The 13,795-nt window shown below is 55.9% G+C and carries 8 protein-coding genes; 7 read left to right on the plus strand and 1 reads right to left on the minus strand.

Annotation, left to right across the window (positions count from 1 at the left end):
* Positions 1-278: 278 nt before the first annotated feature.
* Complete coding sequence (locus BJ122_RS13500) at positions 279-3,341, minus strand: TrlF family AAA-like ATPase (protein ID WP_110781586.1); 3,063 nt, start codon at positions 3,339-3,341, stop codon at positions 279-281.
* A gap of 547 nt (positions 3,342-3,888) precedes the next feature.
* Between BJ122_RS13500 and BJ122_RS13505 the strand changes: the two genes are divergently transcribed.
* The 7 genes from BJ122_RS13505 to BJ122_RS13535 all read left to right on the plus strand — a co-directional run bounded on the left by BJ122_RS13505 (position 3,889) and on the right by BJ122_RS13535 (position 13,651).
* The gene (locus BJ122_RS13505) at positions 3,889-4,533 is read left to right on the plus strand and encodes a hypothetical protein (RefSeq protein ID WP_146227196.1); all 645 of its coding nucleotides are present in this window, start codon (positions 3,889-3,891) and stop codon (positions 4,531-4,533) included.
* A 68-nt stretch (positions 4,534-4,601) separates the two neighbouring features.
* Positions 4,602-4,937, plus strand: a complete 336-nt coding sequence (locus tag BJ122_RS13510; RefSeq protein ID WP_110781587.1) for a DUF6634 family protein — start codon at positions 4,602-4,604, stop codon at positions 4,935-4,937.
* Between the two features lie 23 nt (positions 4,938-4,960).
* On the plus strand, positions 4,961-6,877 hold the full coding sequence (locus BJ122_RS13515; protein WP_110781562.1) for an AAA family ATPase: 1,917 nt from the start codon (positions 4,961-4,963) through the stop codon (positions 6,875-6,877).
* Between the two features lie 943 nt (positions 6,878-7,820).
* Positions 7,821-8,474: a hypothetical protein gene (locus BJ122_RS13520; protein ID WP_146227197.1), complete on the plus strand. Its 654-nt coding sequence runs from the start codon at positions 7,821-7,823 to the stop codon at positions 8,472-8,474.
* Positions 8,475-8,584: 110 nt separating this feature from the next.
* Positions 8,585-10,669, plus strand: a complete 2,085-nt coding sequence (locus BJ122_RS13525; RefSeq protein ID WP_110781564.1) for a Mu transposase C-terminal domain-containing protein — start codon at positions 8,585-8,587, stop codon at positions 10,667-10,669.
* A 61-nt stretch (positions 10,670-10,730) separates the two neighbouring features.
* Positions 10,731-11,822 carry an ATP-binding protein gene (locus BJ122_RS13530; RefSeq protein ID WP_181418957.1) on the plus strand — a complete coding sequence of 364 codons (1,092 nt, stop codon included), beginning with the start codon at positions 10,731-10,733 and terminating at the stop codon, positions 11,820-11,822.
* A complete protein-coding gene (locus tag BJ122_RS13535) occupies positions 11,822-13,651 on the plus strand; it encodes a TniQ family protein (protein ID WP_181418958.1) in 1,830 nt (609 codons plus the stop codon). Before BJ122_RS13530 ends, BJ122_RS13535 begins: the two co-directional genes overlap by 1 nt.
* Positions 13,652-13,795: the final 144 nt, after the last annotated feature.

Here is a 13,795-nt window from a genome sequence, read left to right on the forward strand (position 1 = left end):
GGTTCGTCTCGATCGCGGGTTCGGAACGGTCGGCGCTCTAATCTGCGAAGTCAACGGTTAACCATGCACTCTTCCAATGCGCGCTAATTGCGTTGAGCAGAAGATTCGACGATTCATCGATCACTCAAGGCCGCGTTCTGTTCAGCTCACAGGCGCGATGAAAACACTTCAGGGAAAGTGCACGCGCAATCTTACCAGGAACACTATCTCGGTTAACATCACGACTTTTCTTTGAGAACATGATCGTTTGGTCGTCCATTTGCAGCTCGGCCGAGGGATCAATGATATTTCTCACCTCGGTTATCGAAGGCACTTTTTGTTCCTTCTAAGACGTCAACGACGGCCTTATTCAGAGTTTCATCCTCGATTGACCCGGACTGATAGACAATATGTATCCCATTCCGCCTTTCGAGCGTCGCGTGAATGATTTGCTCGGCATCGCACACAACCGCTAAGTTTGGATTGTGAGTGACCATGATGATCTGTCGAGATTTTTTGGCCTCGTTTACGACCGGAACCAGAAGGCTCACAACCGTTTCGTTGTCCAAATTCTCTTCTGGTTGATCTAGCAGAATTGGGTTGCGACCTTTGTCCACTAGCAGATAGAAAATCAACAAGAGTGCGCCGCGTTGTCCAGGCGACAGCTGCTCAATCGGTGCATCTTGAAATAACAGAGTATATTTAGGCTCTAGGTACTGGAGGCCAAAGAGGTAGTTATAGACATCTGCCGGGCTTTTGTCCTTCCGCATCAGGGCGCGGATTCCCGGAATGCCAGCCACAGACAGTGCGGCTGTAGCCGAAAGCAAGGTTGCAACGTCCGAAGCAAATCCCTTCGCGTCGTTGGCGCTGTCAAATCGATACTTTTCAAAGCGGCTGCGGATCGCGGCGAAACTCTCATCCTCGCCCCGAAGGTCGCCAGCATTCTGCTTGACCATTCCGAACAAGTTGGAGCCGACCGTTTCAGGTGACCCCAACAACCGGGCTTGGAACTGAAGTTTATATTCCTGACGGATTAGAGCGTTATCTTGAATTAGCTTTTGCAGTGGAGCAAACAAGCCTTCGCGGGCCGATCTCTGCCCCTCCAAGACAGAAAAAATTTCCATGGTGACATCAAGCCGAGACGCTTCAAGAGATGCAAGCGCGGCTGGAAGTGCCTGTATCTGAGAAAGGCGCTTTTGTAAGCCCTTGAGGCTGTCCGGCTCGGTGTCAGAGCCCTGTATTGCGTCGAGACCATTCTGCCATACAGTGAAAGCTTGAATGTAAGCTTGGTATTTCTTTTGTGGTTCATTGAGGGTTGCAGATAACTGTTGCCGCTCGGCGAGAAGCTTGTCTATGTCAGAGCGGTTCTTCTCAATCGCCGTCTTTGTGGCTTCCTCCCGTGCCACCAAAGCGGACTGCTCCTGTGTTAGGAGATCCTCGCGGATCCTCAAAGCAACAAAATTCGCTGGCGGTATTCCGACAACGGAAAGGTCATCAGCGATCTCGGATAAGAACGAGGCGAACTGCGTCTTAAACAGGCTGATGCGCTCCGCAATATTGCGCAGTGCACGTTGTTGTCTACTGATGGCCTGGCTGTTGTCAGCCTCGGCCTTGGCCTCCGCCTTCAATACTTCCAGTTCATCGCTGATGTTTGTAAGTCGCTCACTGGCAGCTCTTTGAGCCTCAGTCAGTTCATCCGTAGGTTTATCGACAACGGTAGGAACGGTTGCGTTATGTTCCTTGATCTGGTTTTCTTTAAGTCGGATCTGTTCTTCTATGTTCTTTCGGACCGTGGGATGTAACTGATCTTCGATGTCTACTATCCGCTCGTTGATGGCGCGTAACGACTTGCGAAGCTCATCGGTACGAGCTCTAAAGACTTTCTCTTGGGCCTCAATCAATTGGTCGAAGCTCAGGGCCTCAAGACGAACATTCGTAGGCACGTGAGAGAAAATGACATCTCGCAATTCTTTCTCGAATACGTCGGTTTTTCCAGACACGTGATCGTTGCAAAGCGCCTCGAAACGGCCTTGCGGGATATATCGCACAAGCTCAACGCGCTCAGCTGATGGATCGTCGGCGAGATTCATCGAACATGGATTGCCCGCGATCCAAGAGAGCGTACCAACAAACTGACGGGCCGGTTCGCCGGATTTTCCTCGGAAACGGTCGCGCTTTAAGAAAGAGAAGTGCGCGCTCTGCTGTGAGTTTCCGAGTAAAGCCATAATGTCAGCAAGTGCGCTTTTGCCGCTTCCCTTGTTTCCTATGATCGCGACAAGGTCAGGGTTCAATGGTATGTCGGTTCCGTGTAGCCACGTGTCGACAAGTGTACTATTTGGCGATCGGGTGACCCCAACCCGATCTATGTAGAATGTCTTGTGGTTATTGATCCGCTCGAGTTTAGGGGGAACTCCACCAAGGAATGAGCGATTTGCAGGTTCCTTTATTGCTTGTAGTAGGCCCTTCCAAGTCGGATCCGCCTTGATCCACGTACGTTTACCCATTGGAAAATCGCCGTACCCGCGCTTGTCGTTCGTGCCGTTGCCCATAAATTGGTGAGCGTCGCTTCCTGAAACGGCTAATCGGGGCTTCTTGAGCGCAGCTTTAAAGTTGTCGATATACTTTGCGTTGCCAGCGGTCGTTATCCCGCAAAAGGCAGCCCAAAGATCGGGGTTGCGAGTTTCAAAAATCGGCGAACTCTCAAAGAGGGATAACGTGTAAGCGTAGTGCTCCATATGATCGATAGAGCAAAGACCGTCATTGGTGGAGAATGGCATGAAGCCTACGGCATGTCCGTTTGGAACGCACTCTATTGCCTCTTTATAGGAGGCGACCGTTAACTCGGCGATCGTACATCCAGCGCGGTGCGCCTCTTCCTCATCTGAATCGACGGCGGATTTATCGAAGCCATGCTTCGACAACTTGTCCGCACCGACGTAACGAGCATATGAAACCAGAGCGGTGCGCGAGAGCGGCTGGTTCGTTAGCTCAAGTCTTAGTCGAGCAAGGAAATCCCTGAGATCTTGATCGTCGATTTTATCTGAAAAGACGACATGAGCATTTAGGCGCTTTTCCATCGGAGCAGCGAGACGCAATTCGATTCCAGGGAAGACGGTCTTTTTGAGCGATGGTGCACTGGCGTCCTCGCAACGGCTCTTGAGTGCGAACCAGCCGTCAAATGTCCAATAATCCATGAGCGCATACGCCGCTGGATTGGCGTCGTTGAGAACGCCAATCATTTCGTCAATGAGCGATGCGTTGCGGTCTTTGTCGGCGCCGAAGCGTTCGCCTTCCCAATGGAAGGATGCGGGTGAGTGAATGTGTAGGTCCCACTCGCGCCATTCTGACCCCCTCGAATACATGTTAACCCCCACCGCCAAACATGCTCTTAGACTTCTACACTAAATCAATCACCTATATGACACGCACGCAGCGCGGCCGCACGCCCCCGAACAGATCAGCAGCCCTGACCAATAGGCGCAGCGTATCGACGGTCTCGTTCTGTGCCGCCGCAGAGGCTCCTGCCACGAGTAACGCCGTTAACCTGATCGGATCGGATATTATGTTCCGCAGCTACTAAGTTGGTATCACAATCCCACACAACGCGATTGAAGATCATCGCTTACTGAAGCTAACGTCAGCATCGCGCTGATATCAGTCAACCCAATGCAAAGCGGCCATTGGTCATTTCCGGGGAAAACTCGAGCCGAAAGATTCCTCATTGACATCGGCGCAAAGTTCGCTATTTGTTCTCTCCATGTCAAGTGCGATCACCCACCTCAAGGTCTCTGGAAAGCGCCTGCTGCGCCCCGATGGATCGCGCCTTTCTTACATACGCTGATACCCACGACGCCTCGCCTTTGAAGGTATCGCGGATACCACCCAATCCTTTTGGGGGACTAGCGTATCATGTCCAGACCTCAGCGCTCTGACCACCAGCAGCATCAACTCTCGAAGCTTCTTCAGCGCACCCGGGATGAAGCTGCAGCCCTGTTCTTTTCTCCAAGGAGCACGATGCGATGCATCGGTGCGCCGATCTTCCGGACGCGGTTGGCGCGCGACGTGGGGTGCCTTCTCGACCTCGATCCAACGGTGATCTCTTGGACCTGCCTGCCGCTGGTTCTGAGCCGCCGTAATCGCCACCACGTTCCGGATTTCTCGGTCACCCGACCCGAAGGTGCCAGCCTGGTGGATGCCAAGCCCACATTTGGAAAGCGGACCGCGCTCGACTGGGTCGGCGAAGCTGCTCAGTCGCTGGGCTACCAGTACGAGACGCGCCAGGAAGCCGAATTGCGCGGGAGCGTCCGTCTCGAGAACGCGCGCGATCTTCTCCAATACGCGGCCTATAGACCCTCCTTGGGGGATCGCGTCCGCATTCTAACCGTCCTTGAGGAATGCGGCTCTTTGCCGCTCTCAAGCTGCCTGCAGGCCATCCGGAGTGGGCATGACGCGATAGCGGTCATCGCCTCGCTGGCGCTGCAACGCTTCATCGAGATTGAACTCGATGAAGCCCGCATTGGTCCCGGCACCATAATCTCCCGCTTCCGCGGCTGATCCCTTCACCTTCTCCCGTCCACCTTAACCGAACGCAGCTCGTGCGTCCGGCAACAATGGAGCACGTCATGTCTTACATGGTTACAGGCCGCATTCCCGTCCCCGAGCTTCGGTCCGACATCGATCGCCTGCGTCGTCTGCTCGAAGACCTCGAGTGCATTCGGCGTGGAGACCATCCCAGCCCGGCCCGAATTGCCAAGGCGCCGGTCTTGAACAACTGGGAAATGGCGCAGCGCCTCGAGCTGTGCCTCACAGGTGTCGTCAACGGTCATCCCATCATCACCGACGACAAGGAGGCCTACACCTCGGCTCTGTGGGTGATTTCGCCGGAGCTTGGATACGCCAGGACCTTCTCTCGCCTCTACAGGCTGGGCACTCCCTTCGCCGACCCCTGTCTCCATTGAGCGCATCGATCTCGGAGAGAACAATGAATCTGAGAAAGCTCTCGAGATCGCAAGTGATCCCACGCCAACGTCCAACGGACGTCGGCGTGGCGGTCGCGCGCCATCTTCTGGTTCGATCTCTAAGGCAGAACTATCTGCATCACGTGCTGGCAGGATGCCCCTCCGTTATTGGTTTCATCCTGAGCAATCCGGCTGACGGCGACACGTTCGTGGAGGCGGGTCGGACGCTTCATCGAAATCGCAATCGAACCAAACGCACCATCCGTCCAGAGATTCTGCATTGGGACAGTGATGCTTCGGGCCGACGAACACGGGAAAAGGATCTCGGCAAGACGCTTACGGACAATGATCACGTTGTTGCGTTTGCCTACGGTGCCGATGCGTTCCCGCCGACATTTCGCCTTGCGGCCGATGGAATCTTAGCCCTCCCAGTTGCCGACCTCTCGGCTCTGAAGACAGCATCCCAGGCCGTCGGAATTCGTGGCCTGCCTGATGAAATTCTGGCGATTGCGGTTGGAGAGCCTCTCTCCCTGCTGAGCATCCTGATCAAGCCAGGTCGGAGCACGCGTCACATCGTGCGGAGCCTGAGGGAGGTCAGGAAGGACCAGCTCGGAAGGCACCGTCCCAAGCCGTCCCTGACGCTGACTTTGGACAATCTGCATGGATTTGGCGAGGCAGCTGCCTGGGGCCGTGAACTCGCCAAGGATCTCGATGAATATCGGTCTGGGCAGCTGCCGTGGGCAGATGTCAATCGAGGCGTCTTGGTCTCTGGTCCGACTGGGACTGGCAAAACCACGTTTGCGCAGGCGCTAGCCCGAACTTGCAACGTCCCAATTTACATCCATTCGCTCGCCCGCTGGCAGGCGGCTGGCTACCTCAACGACCTTCTGAAAGCCATGCGGCGAGCCTTCCACGAAGCGATCGCGGACGCCCCCAGCATCCTTTTCATCGACGAACTCGATTCCTTTGGAGATCGGGAAATCCTCGACGGAAAGAACGAGCAGTATACGCGAGAGGTCATCAACGCATTCCTTGAATGTTTGGATGGCGTTGACGGCCGAGAAGGCGTGGTTGTCGTCGGTGCCACCAACCTTCCGGACAAGATCGACAAGGCTATCCTCCGGCCGGGGCGACTGGGAAAACACGTCAAAATCCCCCTTCCCGATCTCGATGCCCGAATTGGCATTCTGCGTCACCATCTCAGGGACGACGCCGCCTCTGCCGATCTGGCTGACATCGCATCCCGGCTTGAGGGCGCTTCCGGAGCTGTGATCGAGCAGGTGGTCCGGGACGCAAGGCGAAAGGCCCGTTCCGAACGGCGTCCCCTGACCTTCACGGACCTCATGCACGGCCTCCCGGTGCGGATTGTGCAGTCCGAGGAGGCCTTCCATGAGGCCTGTGTCCACGAAGCTGGCCACGCCATTGTTGGCCACTTCCTCGGGAGCGAGGCTGGCAGTCAATTGCTCGAATGTCAGGTACTCCGAGAGGTCGGGATGGACGGCTCTGGCGGCCGCACCATCATGCGGCAGATTCCCGGCCGGAACCTTGGGAAGGCTGCTTACGTCGCCCAGATCGCGATCTTGCTCGCTGGGATCGCGGCCGAGGAATTCGTGTTCGGCGACCATGCTGACGGAGCTGGCGGATCGGACGATTCCGATCTCAGACAGGCTACGTTGATTGCAGCGACAATGGAAGTTTCGCTCGGTCTGGGGGAAAGCCTCGTTTACCTAACCTCGAAACAACCGGACGACGTTTTGGCACGACTGCGATTGGATCCTTTGCTCCGGCAGACCGTCGCAAGGACGATGGATCGATGCTTCCAGAGAGCGAGAGGCATCATCACAGAACGTAGAGATGCCTTCGATAGAATCGTTCAGCTTTTGATGGAGCGCGGACGCGCATCAGCAGAGGACCTCAAGCACGCAATTGTTACAGTTTAGAGCTACATACTACTGCTTGGCCTAGGCTCGAAAACTACACTTCTCGTATCGTTGTCTGTGTAGTGGCATTTGGCACCTAAGCCGGATCGCAGCATAGACAATGTCCGTGGGGACACCCAACCGATGCGGCCGGAGCTTCCATCGAAGAAGCGCGTCTACTCCAAATACATCACCGGTCGGGAGCGCTACTTTTGGCCCGAACTCTGGGTGAAGTTATCTTCTGCCACTATTCAGCGCAGCATCAACATTGATCTCCCGGATTCCATGGGAACGAAAACGCTTATACAGGCGCGACTCTCTTGCTTAGCTCGATAAAGCGCGACGTAAGCCCATGCGAAGAGATCGCCCGCGTCGGTCACTCCCGTGAAGGCGAACGATCGGATGCCTACTTCCGATGGAAGTAAATATTCTTGGAAAAATTGCGCACCGTGAGTTAATGGTTGTTAACCATTTGCAATGACCGTTTTCCGTAGGATCTTTTCAAGTCAGGCTCCCTCATGTACCTAACGGCACACCAAACAAAGCAATGTTTGGCCGCGTTCGCTGCTGCGAACATTGAGTGCACCGGGATCAGTCGATTGATCCGAAAAAGAGGAGGCAAAACGTGCTGATTACCGCTTACGCCTCCGCCGCTAGCACTCTCCTGACCTCTACCGCATTCTCCAAAATAGCCGACTGATCGATCGGCGCCGCGGCGCTGTTCTGTCAATCGTACGATCCGGAACGCGTTTTCTGGAAAATTCGTCCGACGCATCATGTGTTCGGTCGAGGAGAACTGCTGTGTTGAACGGTCCCATCCTCCACAACGGCCTCATAGCCCGCTGACGCCGCGGCCAACTCCGCGGCTCACGGTCCTCTCGATACATCGATCGGGAGGAAAATGTTCGCTCAAGGCTGCCGGTTAATAAGTCCCGGAACGCTTGAGATGCGTCCGGAGGTCGTCGTGAACTACTCTATCCCGCCCGAGCAATCCCGCTCCACGCGTAAGATCGCCTTGAAGTCTCGCGGCTCCTGTCGCGGCTTCGCCGTCTTCCAGAACCGTGTAATCGTGTTCGAGAGCCATCTTGAGCTCATGGTGTTCTTTATGCTCACGCTACGTACGCAGACGGCCACGGTTGAAGACCAGCCGCCCGCCGTAACTTATCGCGACGGTAACAATCTTCGCCAGCACACTTTCGATTTCCTTGTGATCAACCACGATGGCAGCCGCATGTACGTCGCGGTCAAGCCCGCCAAGCGTGTTGAACGCTCCGGGATCAACACGACCCTTCGCCTAATCGCGGCGCAGATGCCGCCGCGAACTGCTACCGTGCATTTGGTGACCGATGCTGATTTCTCCTACGCAGCGCGCTACAATGCCACGCAGGCGTTCGATTTCCTTCGTTTCCCCGTCAAGGAACACGATGAGGCAATGGCCGCTTTTGCCAACCAAATCACCACTTCAGTGCGCATTGCCGATCTCGTGGCTGCAAGCGGCCTCGGTGCGATGGGCTTCCGTTCCATTGTTCGCCTCATCGTTCATCGCGTATTCGAGCCGGTAAGTCCGAGAGAGCGTATCACCTACGACTCGTTCATTCGTCCCGTCCTCGTTACGTAGCCCACGCATCGCCCCGACGCTCGCCTTCACAGCGAGCATTCACACCCCGATGAGCGTCGGCAGTAGCGGCCCGACGCATCGCTCCCACATGCCCGCAGTTCGAGACCGTCATGACCAAGATCAATATCGGCGAAAACGATCGCATCATTCTGAAGAACTCTGAACGTCGTGTCGTATCCAGTGACGCCGTCGGATACGTCCTTGCCCGTACGGGCCACAGCGTTGAGCTGCACGAACCCTTCACGCACGAAGAGATCGTCAAGTTGATCGATGCCGGCGAGATGCGCATCGACCGCAATTGGTTCGAAGAATCCCGTGCCCGCGCTCGCCTTATGGCAGGCGTGGACAGCCTGTCGAACCTCAAAACTGAGGAGCAAAACCTTTTGCTGCGCCGTGAATACTACGTATCGCAATTCCTCGCGATGGAGGCCGCTGACAATAAAGTGACCCGCACCGATCCGCAGATCAAGAAGGCAATCATCGATATCGAGGTTAGTCGTCTCACCGATGGAACCCGTTGCGACGTCTGGATCAAGGACAAGCGGCCGCCTTCGCCCCGAACCTTGCGCCGTTGGCTGAAACACTACGAGGATGGCCAGCGAAACGTCATTGCACTGCGCACTCGGTATCGTCACAGCGGCAATCCCATCTCGAACATCGATCCAGAAGTCCACTCTCTACTGACTAAGTACGCCATCGCATACTGTCACGAGTCGCGACCACCTATCAGCTTGCTTCACGGGAGGCTGCTTTCGGAGCTCGCCACGGTGAACCTGCAGCGTGATGCCGACGGACTACCGCGACTTACGGCCCCCGCGAAGGCAACGCTTCAGCGTCGAATTCAGAAACTGAATCAATTCGAGGTTCATGCGAGTCGACACGGTATTTCGAGCGCTCGCGCACGCTTTGCCGTCGTCGGCAATGGCCTTGATGTGACCCGCCCGCTACAGCACGTCCAAATCGACACCTGGACGATCCAGTTGCACACGATCGTGAACGACCTTGGTCTCGATCAGCAACTGACGGCCGAAGATCGCAAACGTCTCAAGAAGGAGCGACTCAAATTTTGTGTGGTGTTTGACGTTGCGACGAGGTGCGTCCTCGGATTTCGCATCTCCAGACTCGACGATGCGCAGAATGCGATCGCCGCTCTCGCGATGAGCGTTTCCGACAAAAGCGCTATCGCCAAATCCGCAGGATGCAAGTCCGACTGGATGCAACGCGGCCCCGGGTCTTGCTACTCGCCTGATGCTGGTTCTCCCTTCATTGATTCTGGATTCCGCGGAACGATCGCTTGTCTCGGCTCTGTTTACGAAAACGCTCCCGCCGGACTGTCGCATATGCGCGGGCACATCGAGCGATCGCTTGGCACGTTTCACACCATGTTGATGCCCAACTTCACTGGGCGATCCTTCAGCAATGTCATTGAGAAGGGAGATTACGAAGCGGACGACCGTATCTCGATCCTAAGTAAGCAGCTTCCGATGATCTTCACGCGCTTTATTGTCGATATCTATCACCACACGCCGCACGAAGGTCTCTGCGGCGAGACGCCCTATAATGCGTGGGTCCGTCTGACGGCCCTCTACGGAACCGCCCCCTGCCCCAATATCCACGAGCGTCGTGACATTTTTGGCGTACCTTTGAAGCGCACTCTCCACACCCGCGGCATTCGCGTTGGCGGCAATTATTACCAGTCCGAGGAGATCCAAGAGTGGCGCCGCCAGGTCGGGGACACCGATCTCGACGTACGCTTCGACACCTCCGACATCGGCCACATCTCAGCCTGGTTCGATGGCCGCTGGAACGTCGTTCCGGCCGTTCGCTCATCTCTTCGCGGCGTCGATTTCAATACCTGGAAGGACGCTGTTGCGGACCTCCGTCGCCGTCACGCTGCTGGTGCCCGTGTCTACGAACACATCGTCCACGACGCGATCCGGGCGATCTCTGCAATCGCCGAAGACGCTGTCTGCCGCACTGCCATCTCCGGCACGCGTCCGACCGCGAAGGAACTTGACTTGGAGGAGGATCGCCTCACGCTCGGCTTTGACATCGTCAGCGATGACATTGCCGAAGAAAAGCACCCGGACGACATCTTGGGCACCAGTTTCCCGGGGCCGGCCGGCCAGCCCGAGGCGACTCCGATCCTCGGTGACAGTCCGGACGCTGCCTACCGCCCCGAACTCGAGGACTGATCGTCCGAACAATAGCGCTCGCAAGTCGCGCTACGCTTTTCTACAAACCGGAGCAACTATCATGCCTCACGACAACATGACCGATGTCGCAGAAATCACCGCTGACCCGGTCGCGCTCCTCCATGAAGAAGCCTGCAACTCAACCGAGTTCAGGATCATGGAGACCATCCGCGCCAAATTTCTCCCGACCAAGCGGGATGCTAAGCTGGCCGAGGCCCTTCGCTTGCTCATTCGCGAAGCCGTCAAACGCAAGGACGAAAAACTTCCGCCGTCGTTCGAGAATCGCGGAAAGAGCGGCGGTGGATTGGCACTGATCGGTCGTACGGGAGGCGGAAAATCCCGCTCGCTCCAGCGATATTTCGAGAAACACTCAGTTTTGCGAGGATACGCTGAAGCGACGTCCCGATCCCCCTTGATTAGCATCACAGTGCCGAGCCCTTGCACCTCCATGCAGCTTGCTCGCGCGCTGCTTCGTGCGACCGGCTACGCGGTCCAACGCGATCTCCCTGCCCACCGCTTGTGGGAGATGGCCTTCGAACGATTGCACCACATGCGAAAATTCATCGTGCATTTCGACGAAATGCAGCATGTCGTTCATAACATGCCTGACAAAGAACTCCAGCAGATGGCGGACACGCTCAAGATTGCCATCGACGATCACCGCATCACGATCATTCTCTCGGGCGTCGAAACCTTAAAGCCGTTTCTTCAATTCGACACGCAGGTCCTCCGACGTTTTACGATCGTTCCATTTGAGGAGATCAATCACGACAACCACGGCGAAATCGTCCATATGGTCGAGTCCTACGCTAAGGCAGCCAACCTGAAGGCAAAGCTGGGCGACCGTGAAGAAGTCAAGGCTGACTTTATCGCGCGACTCGCTCATGCAGCGTTGAATGCCTATGGATACTCTATCGTTCTGACGCATCTGGCCATCGAGCATGCCTTGCAGGGCGGCTACCCCCATCTCGTCCCCGAGGACTTCGCGACCGTCTTCGCGCGTAAGACCGGATTTGCCGCCGATCGCAATCCGTTCATCGCCCCGGCCTGGCTCGACATCGACTGCTCGAAGATTTTCATCGCGCCGAAAATCGGTGGGCCGACCGATCCCATCAAAACCAAGGCCAAGGCCAAAAGCAAGGGAGCGGCATGATGTCCATGAAGCTGACGCTTCGCGTTCCGTTGATGCCGGATGAGCTGACTACCGACTACTGCGCCCGGCTCGCGATCCGCAATTTCCGGTCCGCATCCTCGTTCGCGCTGGATATGGGGTTTTCGTTCTCCGACCTCGCGAGCGGATCGGAAATGGCGCTTACCAAACTTGCAGAAATTAGTGGCGAGCCTCTGACATCGCTGCAAGAAAACCAACTTCATTGGATGAGAACCGATCGCGGACATCTGAAGGGCCAGCTTCTGACTAGGCAGACGCTGCGTCATGGACACTACGTCGGCTGTCCGGAGTGCTTCAGGGAAGACATTGAGACCTCCGCCGTCCCCGCGGCTGCGGCAGTGCGACACAGGATGCACTGGATTCTTGCTTCAGTCCAAACCTGTGAGAAGCACCACATCGCGCTTCAAAAGATCGGTAATAGAACCAACGGTGGAGTTAAGAAGAACTGGTCGGACATTGCAAACTCAATCGCCCACGATCTTCCAGCCCTCGCTGCGGTCGCCATGTCACGATCGCCTTCGGGTTTCGAGCTGTATCTTATCAATCGCCTTTACGGTGCGCCGACGGAGAGCTGGCTCGATCGCCTCGAATTCTTCGCGGCAGAACACACCGCCAAGATCTTCGGAGCCAGTTCGAAGCCGGATCTTAAGGCTCCGCTCGATGGATTGAACGATCGCGAACTCCGCGAAGTGGGGCAAGCCGGGTTCAGTGTCCTAAACGGGGGAGGAGCTTCCATCTCCCGCTTCCTGTCCGACCTGAAACGAAACTATGTGCATGATATGGCGAAGCTTCGCACTCGGGCGCTCACCCCCGCGAAGGTTTATGGTCACGTGTACGCCAGCTTGAAACGATTGGAAAAGAACCCTGCATTCCGTCCCGTGCAGCAGACCGTTGCGGAACACGCCCTTGCCAACTTCCCACTCGGTCCCGGCGATACAGTCTTCGGCGTTGAGATGAAAGTACGCCAATTGCATTCAGTTGCGACGGCCGCGAAACATTGCAAAATCGGATCTGCGCGTGTTCTGAAAATTCTTACCGCGGGCGGTCTGTTGCCTCAACCTGGCTGGTCTAATCACGACGCGGTGGTTAACGCCCAAGAGGCAGAGCGCCTGATTGGCCTACAAATGGAAAGCATCACTCAAGTCGAAGCTCAGCGTCATTTGAATGTGTCCGAGAACGTAATGAATAGACTGATCGCAAGCAATCTGATCTCTCGCCACAAGCAGAGCACGGGAGTCTATGCGTACCGCTATATCGTTTCGGAATTGGACGCTTTGCTCGCGGACGTCTTTCGCGATGCATTGCCGGTCAGTCCCGACACGAAAGGTGCTTTGTCACTGGGTAGAGCTGCCCAAGCCGTTCAATCGTCGGTCGACGCAATTACGAACCTGATTGTCAATCGACGCCTGAAATGGGTTGGATACAGAACAGACTTGCGCGGGTTCTCTTCCCTCGTCGTAGATCCCGTGGACGTCGCGAGTGTCCTGCGACAATCGCATCCATCGAAGCTGAGCACGGCCGCGACGGCGTCTCGGCTGAACGTGTCCAAGCGTGCTGTACGCTATCTCATCGGAAAGCTTCTCGTGTCAGCGCCGATGAAACATCCGGTGTCTCACAAGATCTGCCACTTTTTTGATCCCACGGATATCGATCGCTTTGACGCAGAGTACATTTCTCTTTTTAACCTGAGCCGTTTGACTAGCCGTCGCGCCGCCACACTAAAGAAGGAGTTGGATGAACGGTCAATTCTTCCGGTACTGGCGGAATGGCGCGTAACGACGATCTACCGACGGGCAGATCTCGGTCTCTGAAAACAGCAAAGACGCCGAAATGGCTCCCATCCGGGAGCCTTTTTTTGGCTTCTGCCTTTGGTAACGGCCAGACTAGCCGATGTCTGATGGCCATTTTCGCCAATCGGAAATCTCAAGACCCCCTATAAAATCGCGGTTTCTTGA

This window comes from Rhodopseudomonas faecalis (genome assembly GCF_003217325.1).
GTDB classification, from domain to species: domain Bacteria; phylum Pseudomonadota; class Alphaproteobacteria; order Rhizobiales; family Xanthobacteraceae; genus Rhodopseudomonas; species Rhodopseudomonas faecalis.

Coding starts and splice junctions, on each gene's coding strand:
- BJ122_RS13500 (WP_110781586.1), bottom strand. CDS start 3,341: ATGTATTCGAGGGGGTCAGAATGGCGCGAGTGGGACCTACACATTCAC.
- BJ122_RS13505 (WP_146227196.1), top strand. CDS start 3,889: ATGTCCAGACCTCAGCGCTCTGACCACCAGCAGCATCAACTCTCGAAG.
- BJ122_RS13510 (WP_110781587.1), top strand. CDS start 4,602: ATGTCTTACATGGTTACAGGCCGCATTCCCGTCCCCGAGCTTCGGTCC.
- BJ122_RS13515 (WP_110781562.1), top strand. CDS start 4,961: ATGAATCTGAGAAAGCTCTCGAGATCGCAAGTGATCCCACGCCAACGT.
- BJ122_RS13525 (WP_110781564.1), top strand. CDS start 8,585: ATGACCAAGATCAATATCGGCGAAAACGATCGCATCATTCTGAAGAAC.
- BJ122_RS13530 (WP_181418957.1), top strand. CDS start 10,731: ATGCCTCACGACAACATGACCGATGTCGCAGAAATCACCGCTGACCCG.
- BJ122_RS13535 (WP_181418958.1), top strand. CDS start 11,822: ATGTCCATGAAGCTGACGCTTCGCGTTCCGTTGATGCCGGATGAGCTG.